Origin of the sequence: Thermotoga caldifontis AZM44c09 (genome assembly GCF_000828655.1) — a bacterium.
GTDB lineage: Bacteria > Thermotogota > Thermotogae > Thermotogales > DSM-5069 > Pseudothermotoga_A > Pseudothermotoga_A caldifontis.
In genome coordinates this window covers 1,706,831-1,732,104 of record NZ_AP014509.1, presented here as the reverse complement: position 1 = coordinate 1,732,104, position 25,274 = coordinate 1,706,831, and the positions used below count along the sequence as shown (strand labels likewise).

Annotated in this window: 25 protein-coding genes and 1 tRNA gene; 22 read left to right on the top strand and 4 right to left on the bottom strand. The window is 49.3% G+C overall.

Features of this window, described 5'->3' with window-relative positions; genetic code table 11:
• Positions 1-3 precede the first annotated feature (3 nt).
• Positions 4-558, bottom strand: coding sequence for a macro domain-containing protein (locus TSP01S_RS08585; protein ID WP_041077770.1), 555 nt, complete (start codon positions 556-558; stop codon positions 4-6).
• Between the two features lie 9 nt (positions 559-567).
• Entirely contained in the window at positions 568-981 is a 414-nt protein-coding gene (locus TSP01S_RS08580) for an OsmC family protein (protein WP_041077768.1), read from the bottom strand.
• Between the two features lie 57 nt (positions 982-1,038).
• On the opposite strand from TSP01S_RS08580, the gene TSP01S_RS08575 reads away from it, so the two are divergent.
• From TSP01S_RS08575 to TSP01S_RS08560, 4 genes are read left to right on the top strand one after another with little or no spacing between them, the layout of a single operon-like run.
• On the top strand, positions 1,039-2,571 hold the full coding sequence (locus tag TSP01S_RS08575) for an ABC transporter substrate-binding protein (RefSeq protein ID WP_041077766.1): 1,533 nt from the start codon (positions 1,039-1,041) through the stop codon (positions 2,569-2,571).
• 4 nt (positions 2,572-2,575) lie between these two features.
• Complete coding sequence (locus TSP01S_RS08570; protein ID WP_041077765.1) at positions 2,576-3,538, top strand: ABC transporter permease; 963 nt, start codon at positions 2,576-2,578, stop codon at positions 3,536-3,538.
• On the top strand, positions 3,535-4,395 hold the full coding sequence (locus TSP01S_RS08565; RefSeq protein ID WP_041077763.1) for an ABC transporter permease: 861 nt from the start codon (positions 3,535-3,537) through the stop codon (positions 4,393-4,395). The genes TSP01S_RS08570 and TSP01S_RS08565 overlap by 4 nt, the downstream gene beginning before the upstream one ends.
• Position 4,396: 1 nt before the next feature.
• Positions 4,397-5,086 (top strand): hypothetical protein, encoded by a 690-nt coding sequence (locus tag TSP01S_RS08560; RefSeq protein ID WP_041077761.1) that lies wholly within the window; start codon positions 4,397-4,399, stop codon positions 5,084-5,086.
• Here TSP01S_RS08560 and TSP01S_RS08555 read toward each other — a convergent pair.
• Positions 5,083-5,682 carry a histidine phosphatase family protein gene (locus tag TSP01S_RS08555; protein WP_231848557.1) on the bottom strand — a complete coding sequence of 200 codons (600 nt, stop codon included), beginning with the start codon at positions 5,680-5,682 and terminating at the stop codon, positions 5,083-5,085. The two genes, TSP01S_RS08560 and TSP01S_RS08555, sit on opposite strands and share 4 nt — an antisense overlap.
• A 136-nt stretch (positions 5,683-5,818) precedes the next feature.
• Between TSP01S_RS08555 and udk the strand changes: the two genes are divergently transcribed.
• The 13 genes from udk (at position 5,819) to mnmE (ending at position 18,773) form a co-directional block, all read left to right on the top strand.
• A complete protein-coding gene (gene udk / locus TSP01S_RS08550; RefSeq protein ID WP_041077759.1) occupies positions 5,819-6,436 on the top strand; it encodes a uridine kinase in 618 nt (205 codons plus the stop codon).
• Positions 6,433-8,847 carry a TolB-like translocation protein gene (locus TSP01S_RS08545; RefSeq protein WP_041077757.1) on the top strand — a complete coding sequence of 805 codons (2,415 nt, stop codon included), beginning with the start codon at positions 6,433-6,435 and terminating at the stop codon, positions 8,845-8,847. Before udk ends, TSP01S_RS08545 begins: the two co-directional genes overlap by 4 nt.
• Positions 8,848-8,852: 5 nt before the next feature.
• Positions 8,853-10,313: a glycogen synthase gene (locus TSP01S_RS08540; RefSeq protein WP_041077756.1), complete on the top strand. Its 1,461-nt coding sequence runs from the start codon at positions 8,853-8,855 to the stop codon at positions 10,311-10,313.
• Between the two features lie 12 nt (positions 10,314-10,325).
• Positions 10,326-11,327: a galactose-1-phosphate uridylyltransferase gene (gene galT / locus TSP01S_RS08535; RefSeq protein WP_041077755.1), complete on the top strand. Its 1,002-nt coding sequence runs from the start codon at positions 10,326-10,328 to the stop codon at positions 11,325-11,327.
• A gap of 82 nt (positions 11,328-11,409) precedes the next feature.
• Positions 11,410-11,682 (top strand): stage V sporulation protein S, encoded by a 273-nt coding sequence (locus TSP01S_RS08530; RefSeq protein ID WP_041077754.1) that lies wholly within the window; start codon positions 11,410-11,412, stop codon positions 11,680-11,682.
• 3 nt (positions 11,683-11,685) lie between these two features.
• Positions 11,686-11,934 carry a hypothetical protein gene (locus TSP01S_RS08525; RefSeq protein WP_041077753.1) on the top strand — a complete coding sequence of 83 codons (249 nt, stop codon included), beginning with the start codon at positions 11,686-11,688 and terminating at the stop codon, positions 11,932-11,934.
• Between the two features lie 70 nt (positions 11,935-12,004).
• Positions 12,005-12,079: transfer RNA gene (locus tag TSP01S_RS08520), tRNA-Gly, on the top strand.
• A 57-nt stretch (positions 12,080-12,136) separates the two neighbouring features.
• Entirely contained in the window at positions 12,137-12,409 is a 273-nt protein-coding gene (rpsO, locus tag TSP01S_RS08515) for a 30S ribosomal protein S15 (protein WP_165275130.1), read from the top strand.
• A gap of 66 nt (positions 12,410-12,475) precedes the next feature.
• Positions 12,476-14,653, top strand: coding sequence for a polyribonucleotide nucleotidyltransferase (locus tag TSP01S_RS08510; RefSeq protein WP_052463569.1), 2,178 nt, complete (start codon positions 12,476-12,478; stop codon positions 14,651-14,653).
• Positions 14,654-14,669: 16 nt separating this feature from the next.
• Positions 14,670-15,905, top strand: a complete 1,236-nt coding sequence (locus TSP01S_RS08505; protein WP_041077751.1) for a M16 family metallopeptidase — start codon at positions 14,670-14,672, stop codon at positions 15,903-15,905.
• Positions 15,889-16,947 carry an HD-GYP domain-containing protein gene (locus TSP01S_RS08500; RefSeq protein WP_144380654.1) on the top strand — a complete coding sequence of 353 codons (1,059 nt, stop codon included), beginning with the start codon at positions 15,889-15,891 and terminating at the stop codon, positions 16,945-16,947. Before TSP01S_RS08505 ends, TSP01S_RS08500 begins: the two co-directional genes overlap by 17 nt.
• A gap of 19 nt (positions 16,948-16,966) precedes the next feature.
• Positions 16,967-17,416 (top strand): GatB/YqeY domain-containing protein, encoded by a 450-nt coding sequence (locus TSP01S_RS08495; RefSeq protein ID WP_041077749.1) that lies wholly within the window; start codon positions 16,967-16,969, stop codon positions 17,414-17,416.
• Positions 17,417-17,423: 7 nt separating this feature from the next.
• The gene (gene mnmE, locus TSP01S_RS08490) at positions 17,424-18,773 is read left to right on the top strand and encodes a tRNA uridine-5-carboxymethylaminomethyl(34) synthesis GTPase MnmE (RefSeq protein ID WP_041077747.1); all 1,350 of its coding nucleotides are present in this window, start codon (positions 17,424-17,426) and stop codon (positions 18,771-18,773) included.
• 26 nt (positions 18,774-18,799) lie between these two features.
• On the opposite strand, the gene hup is transcribed toward mnmE, so the two are convergent.
• Positions 18,800-19,072, bottom strand: coding sequence for a DNA-binding protein HU (gene hup / locus TSP01S_RS08485; protein ID WP_041077745.1), 273 nt, complete (start codon positions 19,070-19,072; stop codon positions 18,800-18,802).
• Between the two features lie 267 nt (positions 19,073-19,339).
• Here hup and TSP01S_RS08480 point away from each other — a divergent pair, with 267 nt between their 5' ends.
• The 5 genes from TSP01S_RS08480 to TSP01S_RS08460 are packed head-to-tail and all read left to right on the top strand — an operon-like array spanning position 19,340 to position 25,227.
• Positions 19,340-20,614, top strand: coding sequence for a hypothetical protein (locus TSP01S_RS08480; protein WP_041077743.1), 1,275 nt, complete (start codon positions 19,340-19,342; stop codon positions 20,612-20,614).
• 13 nt (positions 20,615-20,627) lie between these two features.
• Positions 20,628-23,294 (top strand): pyruvate, phosphate dikinase, encoded by a 2,667-nt coding sequence (ppdK, locus tag TSP01S_RS08475; RefSeq protein WP_041077741.1) that lies wholly within the window; start codon positions 20,628-20,630, stop codon positions 23,292-23,294.
• Positions 23,295-23,331: 37 nt separating this feature from the next.
• Positions 23,332-23,934, top strand: a complete 603-nt coding sequence (locus tag TSP01S_RS08470; RefSeq protein ID WP_041077739.1) for a class I SAM-dependent methyltransferase — start codon at positions 23,332-23,334, stop codon at positions 23,932-23,934.
• Positions 23,931-24,617 carry an energy-coupling factor ABC transporter ATP-binding protein gene (locus tag TSP01S_RS08465; RefSeq protein ID WP_041077737.1) on the top strand — a complete coding sequence of 229 codons (687 nt, stop codon included), beginning with the start codon at positions 23,931-23,933 and terminating at the stop codon, positions 24,615-24,617. The genes TSP01S_RS08470 and TSP01S_RS08465 overlap by 4 nt, the downstream gene beginning before the upstream one ends.
• The gene (locus TSP01S_RS08460) at positions 24,604-25,227 is read left to right on the top strand and encodes an energy-coupling factor ABC transporter ATP-binding protein (RefSeq protein WP_171816819.1); all 624 of its coding nucleotides are present in this window, start codon (positions 24,604-24,606) and stop codon (positions 25,225-25,227) included. Before TSP01S_RS08465 ends, TSP01S_RS08460 begins: the two co-directional genes overlap by 14 nt.
• Positions 25,228-25,274 lie beyond the last annotated feature (47 nt).

Below are 25,274 nucleotides of genomic sequence, written 5' to 3'. Positions count from 1 at the left end.
CTCTCACCTCCAGTTCTTCTCGAAAACAGAGAGAAAGATTCTGCTGGTTTCTTCATCTATGTTGCAGAGCCTGATGGTCTTCAATGTGGTGTTGGGATGTTCTTTGAGAAAATTCGTTATAGCCTTGAAGAAAACCTCGGCACACTGGTCTTTCGGAAAACTGAAGATACCGCTACTCACTGCAGGGATGCTTATCGAACTTAGTTGCAACTCGTCGGCCTTCTCCAGGACGTTTCGAACCGCCCTGTAAAGTTTTTCATGTTCGTTTCCTTCACCCCAGCGAGGTCCAACGACGTGAAGCACGTACTTCGCTTTCAACTTTCCAGCGCCAGTCACTGCAACTTCGGAAACCGCCAGAGGCCCATGTTTTTTCACATAATCATCGCTTTCTTTCTGAATCTGTTCCCCACCTGCACGCACGATGGCTGCTGCCACACCTCCGCCGTGTTTCAAATGAGAATTGGCAGCGTTCACGATTGCTTCTGTATCCTGTTTCGTTATGTCGTCCTGAACGATCTCGATGGTTGTGTCGTTCAGGATGAAACTTTTCAGGAGCATCTAATTCACCTACTCGTAAACGATCTCGTACGTGAGTTCGGCTGCTTTCTTCAACATCCCAGCGACGCTACAGTACTTTTCCTGGGACAGCTGGACGGCCTTTTCGACCTGCTCTTTGAAGGGTTGGTTCTTGAATTTGAAGATGTACTTGAGGTGGATCTTGGTGTATATCTTCGGATGGTCCTGCGCCCGCTCGGCGGAAACTTCCATCCTGAAGCTCTCAACTTCGTCCAGCACCTTCATCTTCGCCAGGATAGAGACAACGTCCATACCTGTGCAGCCTGTGAGCGCTGCGAGCACCAGTTCCATGGGACTCGGTCCTGCGGAAAGTCCACCGTGGTCCTTCCTGCTGTCCATCAACACCTGCCTTCCAGAATCTGTGTGAGCCAAAAAAGCCATCTTTCCAAGCCATTCGGTTTGCAAAGTCGAGCACCTCCGTTTATAATAATAGCAAACAAATCTCTCCTGGGGGTGTGGCAGATGAGGAGATTCTGGGTTCTTCTGTTCGTATCAGCGTTCGTACTCGTCTTCGCGGCTAAATTGAATGTCGCGGTGCTGGGAGATGTCAGGTCGCTGAACCCGTTTTTAGTGAAGTCTTCGGCCGAGAGGATCGTTGTTGGCTATCTCTACGAAACGTTGCTCGCAGAACGTGCTGGACAGATTGTCGGAGCCTTGGCGGAAGATTTTCAGGTTGATTTTTCGAACAACAGTTTGATATTGAAGCTGAAGGAGCGAAAATTCCACGACGGTTCGCCCGTAACTGCAGATGACGTTGTCTTTTCTTTCAATTACGTACTGCAAAAGAGGTTACCGCTCGGTCCAATTCTGGCGTACTTCACGGGAGCCGAGAAAATAGACGAAAAGACCGTGAGATTGAAATTCAGAACGATGAACGTATCGATGCTTTCTTTTGCACCCATGGCGATCCCGATCATTCCAAGGTCCATCTGGGAAAAAATAGACAAACCTCTGGAATTTCCAAACACCGAAAAACCCATAGGGAGTGGTGTGCTCGCGTTCGAAAAGTTGACCCCGCAGAGCGTTGTCATGAAGTTCTTCGAAGATCATCCCGACGCCCCGAAGCAACTGGATGGCATGGTGTTCCACATAGTTCAGGACGAGACGATGGGATTCTTAGGCTTGGTCAAGGGTGACTATGACTATCTCTTCTGGAACCTCGACCCGGAACTCGCCCAGCAGGTGATGGATAATCCTAAAAAGTATCCAGACGTGAAGGTTGCACTCATTGAAGGTGGAGTCGTGAACGTGATTCTTTTCAACCACAGAAAAACGCCCATGAACGATGTAAACTTTAGAAAGGCCATTCTCTACGCGCTGAATTACCAGGAACTCGTGGAGAAGGTCTACAATGGTCTTGCGGATGTGGCCTCACTCGGTTTGATCCCGAAGAGGGCAAAAGGTGTTTTCGACGAGACGGTGGGTTGCGTCCAGCAAAACGTTTCTATGGCGAAAGAATTCCTGAAGAAGTGCGATTACGACGGCAGAAAACTGACTCTATTGGTATCTTCTGATCGAAAAGCCATGGACATGGCAGAGTACATAAAACTCTATCTGAAGAACGTTGGAATACAGGTTGAACTCGACGTTCAGGGTCCAGAAGGTTTGACAACAAAACTCAAGAAGGCTGACTTCGATCTCGCGCTGTATTCTTACAGCCTCGGAAGCCATCCGGAAATGGTGTTCTACCATCTGCATTCCTCAAGGGGTGAAATGAAGGATGGTCAGGTCGTCGGGTTCAACTACGGCGGTGTCAATATTCCGGAGTTGAATGCGGCACTCGAATCGATATGGATGGCGTTTTCGGAAAGAGACCGCGTGGATGCTTTCGTGAGACTGCAAAGACTTTTCGCGGAACTCGTTCCGGTTGTGCCCCTTCTCGTGCCTGTGGACATCGAAGCGTACAGCACGAAGAATTTCACAGGGTGGGTCGTGTTACCTGGCGAGGGCGTGATGAACGCAGAAACGTTCAAATCCTTGAAACCGGTAAGGTGATCTCATGAGCTTTTCGTACCTCGTCAAGAGGGCAATCCAAATGCTCGTAACCATCGTTTTGGCACTCACCGTGAGCTTTGTTCTCATAAGGGCTCTGCCGGGGGATCCGGCAGAGCGTTTTTACGGTGATCCGAGGATTCCGGAGGAGGTGAAGCAGGAGATAAAAGCTGCGTTCGGCCTGGACAAGCCCGTCCTGATACAGTACGTCATATTTTTGAAACAATTCCTCAAAGGGGACCTTGGGGTTTCTTACACCTACAACAGGCGTGTGGTTGGCGTCGTCATGGAAAGACTTCCCTGGACCCTTCTGCTCACCGCGGTTCCAACCATTTTAGGAATGATCGCTTCACTGAGACTCGGTGTGTACATTGGGACAAAAAGGAACTCGTTCGTTGACAGACTGGTACGTTATGTTGCGTTCGCACTCCATTCCGTTCCAACATTCTGGTTTGCGCTCTTGCTCGTACTGCTGTTCTCTTTCAAACTTGGCTGGTTCCCACTCCAGGGTATGATCGATCCAACCGCGAAAGGCTTCTCAAGCTTTTTGAGTCTCCTGAGGCACGCGTTCTTACCGTGGTTGGTCATATTCGTGGTGAACGTACCAGGCTTCGCCATGTACGTGCGAAACATGGTCATCTCAATTCTGAACGAGGAGTTCGTCCTCACGGCGAAAGCCAAGGGTCTGAGCGACAGGCAGATAAGAAGGAAACACATTCTCAGGAACGCGCTCGGTCCCCTCTTTTCCATGCTCACGTTACGCATCGCCGGGATGCTTGGAGGTGCCGTACTCATCGAAACCATTTTCTCGTGGAAGGGTATGGGTCTGCTCGTGTTGGAGGCCTCGAGAAATTCCGATTATCCACTGTTGCAGGCAACAGTTATCATAACGATCGTCTCTGTGATAGTGGCGAACTTCTTGGCGGACGTGTTGCAAGCCCTCTTCGATCCAAGGGTGAGGTACGAATGAACAAAAAGAGAAATGGCTTCTTCCGAGAACTGTTTCGATCTTTCGAAGGCACTGTTGGATTCGTGATACTCTGTGTGATGGTTTTCTGTGCCGTATTCGCTCCTTTGATAGCTCCTTACGATCCTTACGACATCACTCAAAGAAGCCGAAGGCTGCAACCCCCTTCTTATAAGCACATCTTCGGTACAGACTGGTACGGCGTCGACATATTCAGTCAGATCGTCTACGGAGCCAGAACGTCGTTGACTGTGGGAGCGTTGACGGCACTGGGTGTGAGTGTAATGGGAGGCTTGCTCGGCGTGATTGCGGCGACATTTGGAAAAGGAATCGATGCCGTGATAATGAGAACGGTCGACTTCGTGATGGTACTTCCAGGATTGCCCATCATGATCATGATCATGACGTACTTAGGCAGTAGTTTTTGGACGCTCGTTTTCGTGCTGATAGTTTTTGGCTGGGCAGGCGTTTCAAGGGTTGTTCGGGCGATAGTGCTGTCGGAGAAGAGGAGAGGCTACGTTGAGGCTGCCATATGTGCTGGGGCGAGCAAGTGGTACATTTTGAAAAGGCATTTGCTACCAGCATCGTACCCAGTACTCGTTGTGAACGCCGCCTTTTCGGCCGCCGGTGCCATGCTCGCGGAGGCGGGATTGTCTTTCTTGGGTTTTTCAGACCCGCGAGTCGTTTCGTGGGGTAAGATGCTGAGTCTGGCAAGAACGTGCAACGCGCTGGTGCTCGGTGCTTGGTGGTGGGTTGTGTTTCCTGGTTTTGCGATTTTCCTCGCTTCCTTTTCCATCATGTCCTTGGGTGTAGCTGTTGAGAGGATATTGAATCCCAAGATTTCGAACAGGAGGGAATAACGTGAGAATCGAAAACGGTGTGGTTCACATCGTGGTTCGTGGGCAGGAGAAAAGTTACAGACTCCACCAGCTGGATGATGAGTTTTTCAGATGGCAGATCCAGACGCGTTCGAAGAGTCTGAAGATTTTCCTGGGTCTGGAAAAGGGTGTTCCGAATTTTTCACCCCACACGGTCGTCATGTCGACGTTCTCTGATGAAGAGGAATTTCCAATAAACAGTTGCATCAAGGGGTTGGGACTGGTGCCGAAGCAGGAACATCTTGAAAAATTCGCGGACAGGGCGATGGAACTGATAGATCTCGCAAGACAAAAAGGGATCAAGGAAACCATGAACGAGAGGATCAAGTTTCTGCTGGACCTTTATGAGAATCCCGACATCTTCGACAGAAACGTTCTGTCGAGTATAGAGATGTTTTACAAGAGGAGTTACAAGAACGTGCTCAAAGATCCACGTGCAACACTGCTTTTCTACGATCAGATGAGTGGCTACAGCGTCATGTTCAACGTCGTGGTGGAACTCGTACCGAGAAGTGATCCATTTTACAGTTACGTCACAGCCGTGCACGATCTCTTCCACGTGCCGAGGGATCCAAGCGTGAGGACTGACAGATACGAATATGTGTACAGATTCTGGCCCGTAGAGGCGTACGACAAGACGCCAGGCCCGAAGGCAAGCACCAGGATCTTCTAACCAAGATGGCACGTATCGTTCAGATAGATCAGTCTCAGTCTACCCTGAAATTCGACCAAACTGATCGAGGCGTTGTCGAGCCCGAAATTTCTGTACTCGTTCAGTGGTATCTTGAGAACCCAGCATATCAAAGTTCGCAGAGACAAAGCGTGCGACACCACAACGGTGGACTCGAAAGGTTTCTGAATCAGCTCCTGCAAGAACTGAACGATCCGGTTCTGAACACTACCGAGGGATTCGACTCCCTCTATCTTCGCATCGGGCTGGCTCGACCAGATCTGGTATTCTCTCTGAAACCGTTGTAGCGTCTCTTCCATGGTTAAACCGTTCCACAGAGAGATCTCACATTCTCTCAGCCTTTCATCGATGATCAAAGGTATTTTCAGAGTATCTGAAATCACCTTGGCTGTTTGATAAGCCCTCGAGAGGGGACTGGTATAAACGATCTGCACATTCTGGGTCGATAGTCTTTGAGCGACTCTTCGAGCCTGCTCGAAGCCAGCTTGGTTCAGCGAAATATCGCTGTTTCCCTGCCACAAACCTCGATCGTTCCAATCGGTTTTGGCGTGACGAACGAGGAAGATCTTCAGAGCCATCACCTACCTGAAAGCGATCACACGATCAAATTATACGGGTTTCATTGCCCATGAACGGATGCTTCTTTGGATCTTCGTGTTACATTTGTGATGAGGAGGTTTTTCATCACACTGGAAGTTGACTGGGGGCGAGACGTTGATCCTCATCGGCATAGGTGGAGGAACCGGATCTGGAAAGACTACCGTCGCAAGAAGGATCGTACAGTCTCTGGGCGAAGAGAGATGTGCAATTTTACCGATGGACAACTATTACAAGGACATGAGTCATCTTCCACTGGAGGAACGCAGGAAAATGAACTACGACCATCCGGACGTCATCGAGCATCAACTGCTCGTCGAACATGTTCGAAGGTTGTTGCGCGGAGAGACCGTCAGGATTCCTACGTACGATTTCGTGACTTACACGAGAAAATTCGAAACGATCGAGTTTGCTCCGAAACAGGTGATTCTGATCGAGGGCATCTTTGCCCTCTACTACGAAGAGTTGAGAAGACTTTACGAGCTTTCGATCTACGTCGATGCCGAGAGTGACATACGGTTCATTCGCAGGCTCATGCGCGATATAAACGAAAGGGGAAGAAGTGTGGAGAGTGTTGTGAACCAGTATTTGGGAACAGTCAAGCCCATGCACGATGCTTACGTAGAACCAACGAAGCGGTATGCCGATATCATCGTGCCGAAGGGTGGTTACAACGATCGGGCGATCGAGGTGGTCGTGAACTACATAACCAAGAAGTTGGAGAGGGAAGCATGAAGAAGTTCACGTTCACCATTCTCTTTCTTCTGTCGGTTCAACTGGTCTGGGCTAGCGGCCATTTCAACATGTTGATCACTCAGCATGTAGATGTGCTCTACGAAGACGGTCTCGAGATGGCAGCGTACAGACTCTATCAAAAAGCCGATGAAATCTTTGAGAGTCTGGAAAAGCGTTTCGAAAGTTCCCCAAAGACTAAGCCAAAGGTTTATCTGCTCAAATCGGACATCTCCAACGGTTATGCGAATCCTTTGAACAACGTGATAGTCATTTACGTCAGCGACATGAATCCGTACCAGTTCACACCCAGATACGACGACTGGGTCGTATTTTGTTTCCGTCACGAGCTGGCTCACATCTTTCTGGCGAACCGTTTTTCACCGATGGTGGAGCGCCTGTCCTTCTTCGGCCACGCCGTTGCAGCAGCCGTTCAGAGCGTCCTGACTCCGCTTTATTTACACGAAGGTGTGGCGATCATGGAGGAATCCGTTGAAAGCGAAGGAAGGGCGAACGACGTGTTGTTCGATCTTTATAGGAGAAACGCGTTGGCCAGCGGTATAGGCTTGAAGTTCGCTTCTTCCATCAACACAACACGTTTCACGCCTGGTGGAGCAAGTTACACGCTGGGATACACTTTACTCGAGTCGTTGGAGAAACGAGAAAAAGGAACGGTCAAGGAATTACTCGACAGTTTTTCGAACGATCCCTTGCTCGGTTTTTCCAGACACGTCAAGAAGTTCGTACCGCTGGAAGAGATCAAGAACTGGTTGAACGCCCAGGTGTTCGTTGAAGGGGAAAGACTCACAGAGCTTTCTTTGATACCCAGTAAGCTGAATTTGGAACTGTGGAGGATTTACTACGCTTTCAGGGGGTACGATGCGCCTGGAGCGATCTACTTTTACGACATCTTCGAGGGAAAAGGCCATGAACTCGTCGAGGTTTCGAACCTCGTGAGCTTTTCAGTGAATTCCAGGCGAGAACTGGCCATCGTCAGGACAGTTTTGAAGAATGGCAGGTACGTCAACAGATTGTATCTGTGGAAAAGTTCCACGATGGACACCGGGATCGAACACGTCATCGATGTGGCTTGGTTTGGCGATGACAGACTCGCACTCATAGTTCAGAGGAACGACGTTAGAAAGATCGCAATTTTCGATGTGAAAACGAATTCACTGAACGAAATTCCTATCCCCAACGATCTGGTACCATTACAGATCGCTGCCGATGAGAATCGCATCGTTTTCACCGCCAGGAAGTTTCGGAACGTAGACCTTTACATGTTGCAAGATAGTCGGTTGGTGAAATTGACAGTCGATGGTGGGGCAAAGCTGTCTCCAACCTTGCTGAACGATCAAATTTACTTTGTGGCTGAGCTGGAAGGCGAACTCCGTGCGTGCACGATAGATCTGCGTACGAACCAGATTCACGCGTTCGACGTGAAGGACTGCGTCGCCGCCGTTGGATGGAATGGAAAGATTTTTTCGATAAAACCGTTGCCGGGAGGTTATGCACTGTTTTCTGAACCTGCGAACGTTGCTTCGAGAGGTTCTGTCAGGTCTGAACCTGTCTTTGTGATCGTTTCTGAGCCTGAAAAATCGTTCATCAATTCCACGAAATACAGCGATGCCATGAGATTCAGATTCTTTCTACCATTTCCTTACGTAAAGTTAGCTCAGAAAGACTTCGGTGCTGGGGCTTTTCTCGGCTTCTGGGACGATCTGATGGACAACACGATGGTTATCGGCTTTGCAAAAACGCTCGAAGCTGGCTGGCTGCAGCTTTCATTCAGTTCCTCAAAAGGATTTGCGGCCTCAGTCGTGGCGACTAACGAACGCTTTGCGTTGGATATGCTCGTTTCCGATGCCAGCGATCGTTCCTTGAAAACCGGGACTATTTTCTCGGCGATGGGAGTGGCGATCGAACCTGAAAAGGTTCTGCCAAAGCTATCGATCGGTTACGCGTATGGGAGCGTTGGTGGTCTGGTTCACCTGAGAAGATTTCCCGAAGTCTCCTTCACCGTGGGTGTTTCACCAGAAATGTTCTTCGAACTTTCCAGGGCATTCAATTTCAGACAGATCCTGTTCGAAGTGCGAGGCAGGTTCGGCCTCTCCGGACTGAATTTCTTGGCCCAGACTGTTCTGCCGGTGATCAGAACGAACATTGGAAGTTTCGATGGATTTGTCGGATTTGAAAGCTTCGCTTTGAGTTTTGGCATGACGCGCGGTCAATACGAAGAATACTGGATGAGGATAGACATGAACGCGCACGTTTCATACCAGATCCCCCTGAAACCTTTTATAAAAATTGGCTTGAGGGACGGAAGAGTGTTCCTGCAGTTTGGTCTTGACGACATTTTGAGCGGTATTCTTGGAGCTCCGAAGGGCCATGCTATAATTTCGACAGCGAGGTGAGGGCTGTGAAAATCGCGATGGTCGCTTACGAGGTCTATCCCTTTGCCAAAGTTGGGGGACTTGCGGATGTGCTCGGGGCACTGCCAAAGGCCATAGAAAAAAGTGGGGCAAAAGTTGCCATATTCATGCCGTTCCACAAGGTCGTGGTGAAGAACAGCCAAAAGTTCGGTTATCAGTTGACTGAGGTGGCCAAGTCTATCCCCGTGGAGAACGTGCAGACAAAAGAGACGTTCGATCTGTACGAGTCACAGTTGCCAGGTTCCAATGTACCAGTGTACCTCATCGCGAACGAGTACTATTTTTCTGCCGAGAATGTTTACGAGGGACCAGATCTGGCTGAGCAATCCATATTCTTCTGTGCAGCTTTCATTCAGGCTATGAAGCACCTTTCGCAGCAGTTCGACATCGTTCATGCGCACGATTGGCAGACGGGGTTGGTACCCGTTTATCTGAAAACACTCTACAGGATGGATCCGTTCTTTACCCGCACTGCGATCGTCTTCACGATCCACAATCTGGGTTATCAGGGTATCTTCAGCCCAAACTACATGAAATTCGCAGGCCTTCCGGGATACCTGTTCAACATAGATGGGCTCGAATTCTACGGAAAGATCAATTTCTTGAAGGGTGGAATACTCTTCAGCGACATCGTCACGACTGTGAGCCCCACCTACGCCCAGGAGATCCAAACCGAAGAGTACGGTGAAAAGCTCGATGGTGTCTTGAGGCTCAGGTCCGACGATCTGTACGGCATACTTAACGGGATAGATTACGAAGAATTCGACCCTGCGACAGACAGGAGAATATACGTGAATTACGATCTCAACAGTTTGGAAAAAAAGTACGAAAACAAGAAGATGCTGCAGAGAGACCTCAATCTTCCAGTTAAAGAAAACGTACCGTTGATCGGCATGATCAACAGGCTCGTGGATCAGAAGGGATTGGATCTCATTGAGAAAATAGCGGATTATCTGTTCCTCTTCGATCTGCAGTTCGTTGTGTTGGGCACGGGTGAGAAAAAGTACGAAGAAATGTTCCAGCGTCTCCAGCAGAAGTATCCGGACAAGGTGTCGGCCAACATAAAGTTCGATATAGACCTCGCACAGAAAATCTACGCGGGTTGCGACATGTTCCTGATGCCCTCCCGCTACGAACCTTGCGGTTTGGGACAGATGTACAGTCTCAGGTATGGGACCATACCCATCGTGCGGTATACGGGTGGTCTGGCCGACACGGTGAAAGAATTCGATCCGGAAACCGGAACTGGGAACGGATTCGGGTTCAGAGAGTATGACCCCGCTCATCTGTTGATGGCAATCGCAAAGGCATCGTACTTTTACAGGAACGAGAAACAACATTGGAAAAGGATAGTCCAGAATGCGATGCAAACCGACGTGTCTTGGGAGCGTTCCGCGAAGCATTATCTCAGGGTTTACCAGGAAGCTTTGAAAAAGCGTAGGGTATGAGGAGGATCAGTGATGCCTGAGTTCAGGAAAGATCCCGTGCTGAAACGCTGGGTCATCATTGCCACCGAGAGGGCCAAACGGCCGCACGATTTTGCCCGTCCAAAGGTTGAGGAAAAACCCGCGTTCTGCCCGTTCGATTACGGTAACGAGCACACGACACCTCCAGAGGTGCTGGCATTCAGACCACCAGACACGGCTCCCAACACTCCTGGCTGGTGGGTTAGGGTCGTACCGAACAAGTTCGGGGCAGTTAATCCGAACCTTTCTCCGAAGCGCTACGGTGTAGGTATGTTCGATGCGATGGACGGTTTTGGATATCACGAGGTGATCGTTGAAACTCCTGATCACGACACACACCTCGCTCTGATGGATTACAAACAGGTGGAAGAGGTCGTTTGGGCATATAAACAACGTTATGAAAGCATTGCGCAGGATGGTAGGATCGAATACATTTTGATATTCAAGAATCACGGTCGCGATGCGGGTGCTTCCCTGCAGCATCCACACAGTCAGCTCATCGCTCTACCGATAGTACCCAAGAGAGTTCAGGAGGAACTGGCCGGATCAAAGGAATACTACTCATACAAAGAGAGATGCGTGTTCTGCGATATAGTGAATCAGGAACTCGAAAGAAAAGAGCGAGTGGTTGAAGAAAACGAAGATTTCGTTTCGATAGAGCCTTTTGCGGCGAGGTTCCCCTGTGAAACGTGGATAATGCCCAAGCATCATTCGCACAACTTCGGAAGCATAACCGAAAGGGAAGTAAGAAACTTCGCGAGGATCCTGAAAAATACTCTGTATCGCATTTATGTTGCTCTGGACAATCCACCGTACAATTTCATGTTGCACACCGCTCCCACGGATGGGGAAGGGAAAGAATATTATCACTGGCATCTCGAGATAGTCCCGCGTTTGACCAACGTTGCCGGTTTTGAGTGGGGTTCAGGTTTTTACATAAACCCGATGCCTCCCGAGGAAGCGGCGAAGTACTTACGGGCGGTTGAAATAAAATAAATATGTGGTAAAATCACTCGTAGCACAGTGCTGTTTAAAGGCTGTGCGCGAGAGTCTTTATAGATCAAGGAGGATTGGTCGAATGGAGATTCTGAAAGTCAGTTCGAGTTCGAACCCCAACAAGGTCGCAGGAGCCATAGCGGGTGCTCTGTCCAAAGCTGACAGGGTTGAGATTCAAGCAATAGGTGCGGGGGCCGTGAACCAGGCCGTCAAGGCGATCGCCGTGGCACGGAGATTCCTCAACGAGAACGGCAAAGACATTTACATGGTACCTGGGTTCATGGAAGCCAAGATCGAGAACGAAACGCGCACGGGTATATCCTTCAAGGTGTTTGTGACCCAGAAGCAAGACTGATGGATGACGGATGTGCTCCTGCAGATCGCCAAGGCTTGTGCCCAAGACGAATCGTTGCTTGCTGTCGTCAAACACGTAGCTTCGATGAATCAAGAAGAAAAAGAGTCGTTCAGAGTCAAGGTGAAGGTGTACTTTTTGAACAAAACTGACGAGGTTGATCTGCAGGCGTACGAATTCTTCAGGTTGATTCTGGAGTCCGACAACGCGGCACAGGTTTTGAAGCTGATCGAAGAAGTGCATCGTGTGAGTTGAGTCTTCCTCGAGGTAGTATGTCCAATAAGTTGATGAACCACACGCTTTGTGGTATACTTTCTTATGGTGAGCGGGCGTAGCTCAGTGGTAGAGCATCAGCTTCCCAAGCTGAGGGCCGCGGGTTCGACCCCCGTCGCCCGCTCCAGACCTCAACTCGGATGTGGGTGTGACCCCCTTCTGGGTTGAAGGCTGACCAACGGAGGTGTGTTTGGTGGACAAAGAGCAGAAGCAACAGATCATTGAGCAGTTCAGAATTAACGAGAAAGACACAGGCTCGGTGGAAGTTCAGATCGCACTGCTCACGGCACGCATCAATCACCTGACAGAGCATTTGAAAATGCATCCGAAGGATTTCCACTCGCGTCGAGGCTTGATGAAGATGGTCGGAAGAAGGAGAAAGATGTTGAGGTACTTGAAACGAGTGAACCCTGAGTCTTACAGGAATTTGATCGAGAAACTGAGTCTGAGAAAATGAGAAAGTCAATCGAAATCGGGGCGGGCGCTGGCCCGCTTTTAGTTTCATGCTTGGAGGTGATGGACCTTGAAATACTGGCGACGTGTCATTCTGGGTAAGGAATTCTACGTCGAGCACGGCAGAGTAGCCAAGCAGGCCAACGGAGCCGTTTTGGCACGGATCGGTGACACCACGGTGCTGGCCACCGCCGTCATGTCCGATCAAGCGGTGGAAGGGGTCGATTTCGTTCCACTCACGGTGGAGTTTCAGGAACGCTTCTATGCGGCGGGTAAGATACCTGGAGGATTCATCAAACGCGAAGGTAAACCCAGTGAAGCCGCGATTCTTTCTGCACGAACGATCGACAGACCCATAAGGCCACTGTTTCCGAAGCATCTGCGCAACGAAGTCCAGGTCGTTGTAACTGTTCTATCCGTGGACGCTGCAAATCCCCCTGACGTTGTGGGTGTTATGGCGGCGTCTCTCGCGTTGAACGTGTCTGACATACCTTTCAACGGTGTGGTTGCGGCGGTCAGAGTGGGACTCGTAGATGGCCAGGTTGTTTTCTTCCCGAGCGAGGAAGAACTTGAAAGGAGTATGCTCGACATCGTCGTGGCTGGTACTGCGGATGCGATAACGATGGTAGAGGGCGAGGCGAAAGAAGTCAGCGAAGAGCAAATGGTTGAAGTTTTGTTCAAAGCGCACGAAGCGATCAAACAAATCGTTGAATTCGAGCAGGATATCCTCAGTGAATTCAACGTGAGTAAAGCCCAGATCGAGGAAGTCAAACTGCCTGAGGATATCGAAAACGGTTTCCGTGCGCTCATCGATGGAGAAGAGCTGCGAAGAAGATTACTCACGCAGGGTAAGAAAGCGAGAGCGCAGGCCATATCGGAGTATTATGAATCCGTCCTCGAGCAATTGAAGCAGAAATACACCGAGGAGCTTTTGAACCAGTATGCGACCCAGTTGAAAGACCTGTACGAAGAGCTGATGAAGCACAAAATGAGGAGGATCGTAGTGGAAGAAGGTATAAGGCTGGATTTGCGAGGACCCAAGGACATAAGACCGATAACGTGTGAAGTTGGTTTGCTACCAAAAGTACACGGTTCAGCCTTGTTCACCAGGGGTGAAACGCAGAGCCTCGGTATTGTGACGCTCGGTGCTCCGATGGACGAGCAAATCGTCGACACGATCCTCGAGGAAGGTACAAAACGCTTCATGCTCCATTACAACTTTCCACCGTTCTGTACAGGTGAGGTAAAACCGTTGAGAGGTCCCAGCAGGAGGGAAATCGGGCACGGTCATCTCGCAGAGCGCGCTCTCAAATTCATTCTGCCCGATGAAGAAGAATTTCCATACACGATAAGAGTCGTTTCTGAAATTCTCGAATCGAACGGTTCGTCGTCTATGGCAACGGTCTGTTCTGGGTCTCTGGCACTGATGGACGCGGGAGTTCCTGTGAAAAAGCACGTCGCAGGAGTGGCCATGGGGCTGATCTTGGAACCTGACGCATCGGTGATACTGACGGACATAATGGGTGCCGAGGATCATTGGGGAGACATGGATTTCAAAGTCGCGGGAACTCGTGACGGGATCACGGCCTTCCAGATGGATTGCAAGGTGTCCGGAGTCTCGAAGGAACTTCTGTACAGAGCTTTGATGCAAGCGAAGGAAGCGAGGATGTTCGTACTCGACAAAATGTACAGTGCCATCGATAAACCCAGACCGAGCCTTTCAACCTATGCACCTATCATCAAAACAACCGTGGTCGATCCGACAAAAGTTGGCGAAATCATAGGTCCCGGTGGACGAGTTATAAAAGGTATCATAAAGGAATACGACGTTCAGATATCCGTGGACGATGACACGGGGCGTGTGAGCGTTATCGGTCACAGCGTGGACAAGGTTGACGCGGCGATCAACAGGATAAACGAGATAGTTAAGGAAGTGGCAGTTGGTGATGTCTTCGAAGGCAAGATAACCCGCATAGAACCGTTCGGTGTGTTCCTGGAGGTTGGAGCTGGTAAGATCGGATTGCTGCACCAAAGCAAGATCCTGAGCAACATGAAGAAATTGAAGATCGGTGATACGTTGAAAGTCAAAGTGTCGAATATCGATAATCTCGGAAGACTCCAATTCGAAGAATTACCCCCAGAGCGGGATGAAGAGACCAAGACTGAGGAACAAAAACCCAGGAGCTTCCACAAGGATGAAAAGAATCCCATGCGAGGCGGGAGAAATCCAAAATCGGATGTGAAATGAAACGGAGGTAAGCACAATGAAAATAGAAACGTTGCAAACTCTCAATGGGCACATCTACTTTGTGCCCATTTCTTCTGTCAAGACCCTTTCGTTGGCGTTCATTGTGCCTGTTGGATCCGCGAACGAAAAACCTGAAGAAGCAGGAGTGGCTCACCTCATCGAACATGCTTCGTTCAAAGGGACAAAGCACTTCGATGAATTCAGTCTGAAATTCAACCTGGAAGTTGTAGGGGGAAGCCTGAACGCGTTCACCACGAAAGACTTTACGGTCTACCTGGCGAAGGTGCCTTACAGTCATCACGAGAAGGCAATAGAGGTTCTAGCAGACATCGTTTTCCAGCCCCTTTTTGAGGAAAAGGCTATCGCGCTTGAGAAATCGGTTATAATTGAAGAAATAAAAACTTACCACGAAGATCATGAAAGCAGAGTCCAGGATTTATTCGCTGAGAGTTATCTCGAAGATCCGTACTCAAGGCCAGTCAGTGGCTATATAGAAACTGTGGAAAAACTGACCAGAGAGAAAGTTCTTGAGTTCCACAACGATCACTATGGAAATGTCGACGTTGTTGTGGTGGGCAAGGTTACCAAAAGCGTTCTGGAAAAATTAAAAAAAGTGATTGAATCGTACAACAAAACGGTCGATTCGCCGGATCCAAAGGTTCGTTTCAAGTCGGAAAGTATCAGCTGTGAGGAGAGGAATGATCTAACACAGATTCATTTGATCGGTGGGACGCGCCTTGACTTCGGAATACTGAGTGAAGACTATCCTGCTTTCATGGTTCTGAGCACGTTGCTTGGAAGCGGAATGAGTTCTGTTCTGTTCACAAAAATCAGAGAAGAGCAGGGGCTCGTGTACGACGTGGAGTTGCTCAACAACCTTTGGAGCGATGTGGGTATCTTCGCGATCTATGCGTGTACCAGTTTGGATAAGCTCGAGAGGTACGTTTGGGAACTGAGAAAAATAATGCAAGGAGACATCACGAAGGATCAATTCGAATACGGAAAACAACGGTTGCTGGGTAAGCTTCAGATGATAACTGAAAGCGTTTCGGGCGTTTTCGGTTACCTTGTCGAGTTCCTCATCACGAGGAGTAAGCCGGTGGTCCTGGACGATATGTTGAAAAAGATAGATGCAGTAACACTGAGACGTGTGAGAGACCTGTGGAAACAGATCTGCGAGAAGCCCTGGCATTGGGCGTGTGTGGTGCCTCTCGAAAACAAGAAAAGCGTGGTGAATGTACTTGGAGGCTGAAGTAGGTCAGTATGTTTTGAAGAACGTTGGTTCGCTCACAGGTTTAGAAACATCGCTTGAAACGATCACAGATCGGAACGGCTCGATCGTTGTAAGAGCGGGAGAGAGGATCACGCCAGAGAAGATCGAGCTTTTGAAGAGCAACGGTGTGAACAGAATATGGGTCAAAGTGGAAGAGGTGTTACCACCACTGGTTGATGTCAGAAAAATAGATGAAGCCAAAGAACAAATACAACAGGTCTTCGACACCGTTGCCACAAAGCTCAGGATAGAGACTGAACAGGTCTGGAGAGTTTCGCAGACTGTTTTGAACGACATAGTGAGAAACTACGGTGATAAAATATCGTTGGTTTTCCTCGTTCAGCAGACGGACGAGGACTACACCTATACCCACGAGGTTCACGTCAGTATGATCAGCTCTCTCGTTGGTTTGGAAATGGGTTTGAAGCTGGAAGAACTTTCCCATCTCGCTTTTTCCGCGATGATACACGATGTAGGCAAAGCGTTGGTTCCAAAAGAGATCTTGCTCGCATCGAGGAAATTGACACCGGAAGAATTCGAAATCATGAAAAAGCACGTTGCGTTCGGTGAGAGAATATGCCGACAATCTGGTCTGAACGACGAACGTGTCATCAGCAGTGTGAGGGATCATCACGAAAAGCTCGACGGCTCAGGTTACCTCTCAGGCTTATCGGACCGGCAGATAAGCCTGTTCGCTCGCATCGTGAGTGTTGTCGACATTTATGACGCTCTCGTTTCGAACAGGTCTTACAAGCCTTCGTGGACGCCCTACAAGGCTATGACAGAGATCATTAGACTCGCTTCACTGAACAAACTCGACGCAAAAGTGGTGAAGAGCATGGTCTCATTGTTGGGACTCTACCCGATAGGCACAACTGTTGTGTTGAACGAAGGTACAAAGGCGATCGTTGTTGGTGTGAACAGAAGGAATCCTTTAAGGCCCATTGTTCAGATTGAGAACGGTGAAACGATAGATCTGACGGAAGAGAAAAATTTGAGAGTAGTTTCGGTCCTTGAATGAAAACTCAGGGGGTGATTCTGTGGATCTGAAGAGCAAGTTGAATCAGGATCTGAAAGAAGCCATGAAAGCAAAGGATGAGGTGAAACTCAGAACGGTCAGGATGCTTCTGGCCGCGATCAAGAATTTTGAAGTCGAGAAAATGCGTCCAGCCACGGACGAAGAGATCCTTCAGATCATGTCAAAAGAGATAAAGAAAAGACAAGAAGCAATTGAGATGTACGAAAAGGGGAACAGACAGGACCTGGCGCAGGCGGAGAGACTCGAAGTTCAGATCATACAGTCTTACATGCCTCAACAGCTGAGTGAGGAAGAGATAAGAGAACTTGCGAAAAGGATCATAGCTGAGCTCGGTTTATCCAGTCCGAAAGACGTGGGTACAGCCATGAAAGCCATCATGCCACACGTAAAGGGTAGGGCGGATGGAAAACTCGTGAACAGAATAGTTTCGGAACTTCTCGGTGGGAGCTGAGAAATCGGTGGACACGATCGTTGCCATAGCGAGTCCGCGGGGCATTGGGGCCATTTCCATCGTTCGCTTGAGTGGTCCTGAATCCTGGCGGATTTGCCTCCGAGCGCTGAAAACTGTTCCAGACCGTGTTGAACCGCGCAAAGTTTATCACAATTTCATCCTGGATGACGACAACGAAGTGCTGGACGAAGTGCTCGTCCTCTTCTACAAAGCCCCGCACTCCTACACTGGCGAAGACATGGTCGAAGTGATGTGCCACGGTGGTCCCATAGTGACACAACTGGTTTTAGAGAGGTTCGTCAAACTCGGTGCAAGGCTCGCAGAACCTGGAGAATTCACCAAGAGGGCCTTCCTCAACGGGAAGATGGATTTGACGAAGGCTGAATCGGTTAAACAGATCGTGGAAGCCACGTCGAAGACGGCTGTCAAGATCGCGGCGGCGAACCTTTCGGGAAGGTTGGCAGGTTTCGTTGAGGATCTTCGCCAGGATGTGTTGCGCGTTCTGGCACACATCGAAGTCGAGTTCGACTATCCAGACGAGGTCTTCACAGAACCCGAATTCTTGAGACAGGAATTGAAGAATTTACTGGAACGCGTTGACGATTCTTTGAAGAATGCAGACAGCCGGCTCGCCGTTTCCAGAGGGCTAAGGATCGTCATTGTGGGTAAGCCCAACGTTGGTAAATCGACCCTGTTGAACACACTTTTGAACGAAGAAAGGGCCATCGTGACGGAAGTTCCAGGAACCACGAGGGACGTCATCGAAGCTTTCACAACGATCAGAGGGATCACTTTCACTTTGATAGACACTGCCGGCATCAGAGAAACCCAGGACAGAGTGGAAAAAATCGGTGTAGAGAGGGCAATAAGTGCTGCCAGTACGGCGGATCTGATCCTCTTCGTTCTGGATGCCAGTGCCCCACTCGATGAGGACGATTTGAAGATACTGCAACTCATAAAGAACAAACGGTATCTCGTTGTTGTCAACAAGATCGATGTCATCGACAGAATAGATTTGGATCAGCTGAAGAATACTTTGGGGACAAACGCACGTGTGTTGGTGATTTCGGCGCTGAAAAGAGAGGGCATCGAAAAGTTGGAAGAAGAAATCATAAGGCAGGTCCAAGATCTACTTGAAAACGTCGACGGTTACGTGTCAACAACCAGACAGTACGAACTTCTTCTGTCCTGTAAATCGAACCTGAATGGAGCGATAGAAGAACTGGAGAAAGGAAGACTCGATGCAGCTGCAGAGAGATTGAGAAAGTGCCTCGAAGCACTGGATTCACTGCTCGGAAGAGAGTACAGAATCGATCTCATCGAACGAATGTTTAGCGATTTCTGCGTTGGCAAATGAAAAGGGGGCTTGCGCCCCCTCTGGACTCACTTGACTTTTTCCTTCAGAACCTTGCCAGGTCTGAACTTCGGGACTTTTCTTGCGGGAATCGTGATCGGCTTCTTCGTCTGTGGGTTGACGCCTTTCCTCTGAGCCGCCTTGCGGACTTCGAAGCTTCCAAAGCCGACGAGCTGGACCTTTTCTCCTTTTGCAAGAGCTTCGGTGATAGCATCGAGCATTGTGTCAACTACTTTCTTGACATCCTTCTTCTTCAGTCCCGCTTTTTTCGCGACCTTGTCGACAAGTTCTTTCTTGTTCATCCTTCAACCCCCCTCCTTACAGCAATTTCGGGAGATGAGATCTCCCTCTTGCTTGTATAATAACACTTTTGGATGGATCATTTCAAGTGGGTTCAGAATTACAGGGAGAAAGGGAGGGGTGAGACGAAGAGAAAGCCGATGTGAACGAGGATCAGAGAAAGATATTGAAAGTTCCTGGCCATTTTTCTGACTTATCAGCGATTCTGAACCGATATTCGGCAATTTTATGGTATCATTAAGTGAAAAAATTTGTGAGGAGGTATCGCGATGAAGTACCTGGTAATCCTGTCAGTCCTGGTTGGCACGTTACTCCTCGGGGTCACACAGTTCATTCCGGCAACGTACGATTTTGTGCTACTCGCAACAGACAATGCGAAACACTACGACCAACTTAAGAAGATTCCCCTGTTCGATACTTTCATCAATGGTCTTGGCATCGAACCCATGGTCCAGGGTATGGTGGCGAGTCAACTGGTCAAATACGGGGTGAAGATGGATCAATTCAACGAACTGCTCTCGAACCAAGTTTTAGTAGTCCAGAGAGGCGAGAACTTTTTCGTCGCCTTGGGTCCAGCGAAAGAAGCAGAAAAGCTGGTCAAAGCAATAAGTGACCTCCTTGGAAAAGATGTCTGGGTGGGCGCTCAAAAGTCGTACTTGTTTGTTTCCAACAACAAGGATTTTGCTGGTGAATGTCTGAAGGGTGGAGGGAACGTTGCGGCGGATATAATGAAATACTTCGATGATGCCACTGTGTGGGCGGTTGGTTACTCGCCCAGGTTCGTGCAGGGCGAGGCAGAGTTTGAATCGGTCCTCGTCGTCAGAGTCGAACCAGACAAGATGAGTGGTTTTATCAAGTGGAAGGCGAAAAATGAGGCTGCGAAAAAGATCGTTGCAGAGGCGACACCAGACAGATCGTACCGTCTGCACGAAGATCCAAACCTTTCGGGTGAGATCTTCGTATTTTCTAACGTCCAGAGCGCCAGAACTGTGAAAGCAGTTCTCGAGCAGATGTCCACTGGTTTGACCGAATCGGCATTGAGTTCCGTCGGACAGATTTTCGGAATATCGGCTGAGCCAAAAAATGTGGTACGGGAAATTCTGGCCCTTTCTGAAAAGGTTTCAGGTAAGATGGCTGCGTCGATTGGTGTTGGAAAATTCCTGCAGAGCTTATTTGAAACGCAGTCTGCAACCGCAACCGTGGAGCCATCTTTCTACGTTGTGGCGGAGGCTCGAACGACGCCTTCGGAGATAGCGAAGATTCTCGGGCGCGGTGAAGTTTCCGGTGAAGAACTGAAGATCGACAATCTCATCATCAGATGCGAAGGAAACTACCTCAAGATTTTTAGCCAGGCTAAAGGTGAAAAGGGAAGATCTCTTGAGAAAGCGCTGAAACTCTTCGATCCTGTCAAGCATTCGCTGTTTGCCTTCATCGATTTTGCTCCCATCGTTGAGAGTCTTCTTGGAGTCAGTTCACAATCGGTGTTTGTGGCTGTTGGTACGATCGCTGACAGCAGTTATACTACAGATTGGTACATCAAGTGAGGGAGGTGCGCTGATGAGCAAAAAGTTTGTGTACTTCTTCGCCAACGGCGTGGCAGAAGGGAACGCCGAGATGAAGGACATCCTCGGCGGAAAAGGTGCAAACCTCGCCGAGATGACCAACCTCGGTATACCAGTACCACCCGGGTTCACGATTTCTGCCGAGGTGTGCAGGTATTACTATCAGCATGGTCGAACCTATCCTGAAGGTTTGAAGGAAGAAGTAGAACGGGCCATGAAGAGGCTCGAGCAAGTTACGGGCAAAGGCTTCGGTGATCCCGATCGACCGTTGCTTGTCTCCGTCAGGTCCGGTGCGGCTATATCCATGCCGGGCATGATGGACACGATACTCAACCTTGGCTTGAACGATGAAACTGTGAACGGGCTGATCAAAATGACAAACAACCCCAGATTTGCTTACGATGCTTACAGAAGGTTTCTGCAGATGTTCGGCGATACCGCACTCGGTATACCGAGGAGCAAATTCGACAACGCGCTCGAGGAGATGAAGAGAAGGAAAGGTGTAAAGCTCGATATCGAACTCGATGCGGAAGATTTGAAGCAACTGGTCGAGATTTACAAGAAGGTGTACGAAGAAGAGGGGAAGAAATTCCCACAGGATGTTCACGAACAGCTGTGGCTCGCCATCGATGCGGTGTTCAGGAGCTGGATGAGCGAGAGGGCTGTGAAGTACAGAGAGATCAACAACATAAGGGAAGACGAGTTGCTCGGAACGGCGGTCAACGTGGTCGCGATGGTTTTTGGAAACATGGGTGAACGTTCTGGAACGGGTGTTGCTTTCACACGCAACCCGAACACGGGAGAGAAAGAAGTCTACGGAGAATTCCTGCAGAACGCACAGGGTGAGGATGTCGTTGCAGGTATCAGAACACCGGTTCCTCTTGAAGAATTGAAGCGCTTGATGCCAGAGGTGTACAGAGAGCTCATCGCCATCATGGATAGACTCGAGAGACACTACAAGGACATGCAGGACATCGAGTTCACCGTGGAGGAAGGCAAACTCTACATGTTGCAAACCAGAAGCGGTAAGAGAACCTCCAGGGCTGCCATCAAGATCGCCGTGGACATGGCGAAGGAAGGTATAATCACCAAAGAAGAAGCCGTACTACGCGTTAAACCTGAGGATATAGAGCGGGTCCTGCATCCTCGTTTCGATGAGAAGGCGCGAGCAAAAGCGAAAGTGATAGCCAAAGGTTTGCCCGCTTCACCTGGTGCAGCCACAGGTGTCGTGGTCTTCGACGCAAAGAAAGCCGAAGAAATGGGAAGAAACGGTGAAAAGGTCATACTCGTGAGGCCGGAGACGAGCCCAGAGGACGTCGGTGGCATGGCTTTCGCTCAGGGTATCCTCACTTCGAGGGGTGGAATGACGTCACACGCGGCCGTTGTGGCAAGGGGAATGGGTAAACCTGCGGTCGTCGGAGCGGAAATGATTGAGGTGAAAGACGAAGAAGGGTTCTTCAGGGTGAACGACGTGGTAGTGAAAGAAGGCGAATGGATCTCCATAGATGGTGCCACAGGAGAAGTGCTGCTGGGTAAGATCGAAACGATCAAACCCGTGGGTCTCGAAGGTGAAGTGGCTGAACTGCTCAAGTGGGCCGACGAGATCAGACGACTCGGCGTGCGTGCGAACGCAGACATCCCGAGGGATGCAGAAGTTGCGAGAAAGTTCGGGGCAGAAGGCATCGGTCTGTGCAGAACTGAGCACATGTTCTTCGAAGCGGACAGGATACCGAAGATGCGCAGGATGATCGTAGCGAAGACGAAGGAAGAAAGAGAAAAAGCTTTGAACGAGCTGTTGCCACTGCAGAAGGAAGATTTCAAAGGTTTGTTCAAAGCCATGGCTGGCTATCCGGTCACCATAAGGCTCATAGACCCGCCACTCCACGAGTTCTTACCACACGACGATGAGCAGATCGAAGAAACGGCGAAGGAACTTGGTATCTCGCCGAGTGAGTTGAAAGATATCGTGAGATCTCTCAGCGAACTGAACCCGATGCTTGGTCACCGTGGCTGTAGGCTCACCATCACTTATCCAGAAATTGCGATCATGCAAACCAAAGCCATCATCGGCGCCGCGATAGAGTTGAAGAAGGAGACGGGCATGGAAGTCGTGCCAGAAATCATGATCCCTCTCGTTGGACACGTGAACGAGATCGCGTTCTTGAAGAAGATCATCAAGGAAGTCGCCGACAAAATGATACAAGAATCCGGTGTCAAGATCGAATACAAAATAGGTACAATGATCGAAGTTCCACGCGCATGCGTTACGGCCGACGAGATAGCAAAGGAAGCGGAGTTCTTCAGCTTCGGAACGAACGATCTGACACAGATGACCTTTGCCTTCAGCCGCGATGACGTTGGTAAATTCTTGCCAGAGTATCTGGAAAAGGGCATTCTGGAACACGATCCGTTCAAGACACTCGATTATGAAGGTGTCGGAGCACTCGTCGAGATGGGCACAAAGAAAGGAAAGCAGGCAAGGCCCAATCTCAAAGTGGGTGTCTGTGGAGAACACGGAGGAGATCCAAGATCGATTCACTTCTTCCACAGGGCCGGTCTCGACTATGTGAGCTGTTCACCTTACAGGGTTCCTGTAGCGAGGCTGGCAGCGGCTCAGGCTGTCCTCATCTACGATAAGAAACTCGCAAAGAAGGCGGAGTGATCTTCTAAGGGGGCCACACGGCCCCCATTCTGTTCGTATGGAGCACTATTACTCCGAAAAGCCCAGGAGCGAGTTGAGAGTTAAAACAGCCGTATTGAAATTGAAGAATGGAGCGGTGTATCAATTCCAGACTCCATCTGGAGTTTTCAGCTTTGGAGAGATCGATAAGGCTACGCGCATTCTCATCGAGCACTGTCACCTTGATGGCAGGAAGTTGCTGGACCTTGGGTGTGGTTATGGAGTGATCGGAATCGTTCTGAAGGCGGAACATCCAGACCTGGAGGTATACATGAGCGATATCAATGAAAGGGCCGTGGAATTTGCGAAGATAAATGCGAGGAAGAACAACGTCGATGTTGTGATAAGACAGGGAGCATTCTTTGATCCCTGGAAAGACGAAAAATTCGATGTGGTTTTGATGAACCCCCCACTCGCTGCGGGAAAAGAAGTTGTGCTTCGATTGATCAGAGAATCTTTCGAACATTTGAACTACGGTGGTTCCCTCCAGGTAGTTGCGTACCACAACAAAGGTGGTTCTTACGTCAAGAGGGCCATGCAGGAAATCTTCGGGAATGTCGAAGACATTTATAAAGAAGGTGGCATAAGGATATACAAATCTGTGAAGGTGACGCAGCAGTGATCGAGCTCAGAGATATTCACTTCAGTTACGGTGAAGGATTTGCTTTGAAAGGCATCACCCTGGCAGTGGAAGAAGGTTCTTTCAATCTCTTGGTGGGGGCCAACGGATCTGGGAAAACGACGTTGCTGAAAATAATTGCTGGGTTGCTTCCCGTCAGGTCGGGTACCATAATTATAGATGGAAGGATCGTAACGGATGCGGATTTGAGAGAACTTTGCTGTTACGTTCTCCACAATCCCTTCGAACAGATCGTAGGTTCGACCGTTGAAGAAGACCTCGCGTTCGGCCTCGAAAATTTGGGATTGAGAAGCGAAGAAATTCGAGAGAACATAGAAGCGGCGTTGAAGATGTTTCAGCTTTCTGAAGTGAGACACGCAAATCCGTTCGTACTTTCAGGTGGACTCGCTCAAAAGCTCGTCATAGCTTCTCTTTATTTGTTAAAACCGGAAATCTTTCTTCTGGACGAACCCACATCGATGCTGGATGATCTCGGTGTGGAAGAGCTGCTGGAAGCCCTTCGTGAACTGAAGCAACTCGGTAAAACGATCTTCGTTTCGACGCACGAACCGAGGATCTTTTTTGATCTTGCCACATCGGTGATACACATGAGCGATGGAACCATTGACTTTCACGGTGGAATCCATGAATTTCTCGAGAGAAGATTCGAAGATGTTGAATGCTGAGCTGAGATTGATCGATGTAACGTTCGGATACGAAGATGGTAAAAAGCTTTTCGACCGGTTGAACGTTCGAGTCAGAAGCGGTCAGCTTCTGCTCGTTCAGGGTCCGAACGGAAGCGGCAAGTCCACCTTACTGAAGCTCATCGCTGGACTTCTCAAACCTCAATCCGGCTCGATACTGTTGGATGAGATTCCCGTGAGCGATGTTGGCTTCAGCAGAATCGGTTATGTCATGCAGAGGGCTGAGGATCAATTCTTTTGCGAAACAGTTTTCGATGAAATCGCTTTCTCCGCCAGGAATTTCGGTCTGGATAGGATCGCCGAGCGAGTGAAGGAAGCAGTCTACTCGGTGGGTTTAACGGAAGATGTCCTCAGCAAAAGCCCGTTTCAACTTTCAGACGGAGAAGCGAGACGCGTTGCGATAGCGTGTGCTTTAGTACACGAACCGTTGCTTATACTGTTCGATGAACCGTTGATAGGTCTGGACAGAGCTGGGAAAGAAATTGTACGCCAGATTTTGAAGGATCAAAAGGGAAGAGGAAAAATCCTGGTCGTGACGAGTCATCGCTTTGGTAGTCTTTTCGAACTGGCCGACGTAGTATTGAGACTTTGATCGTGGTCAATTTTGGAGTATACTTTATAAATGTAAAAGCACTCTTG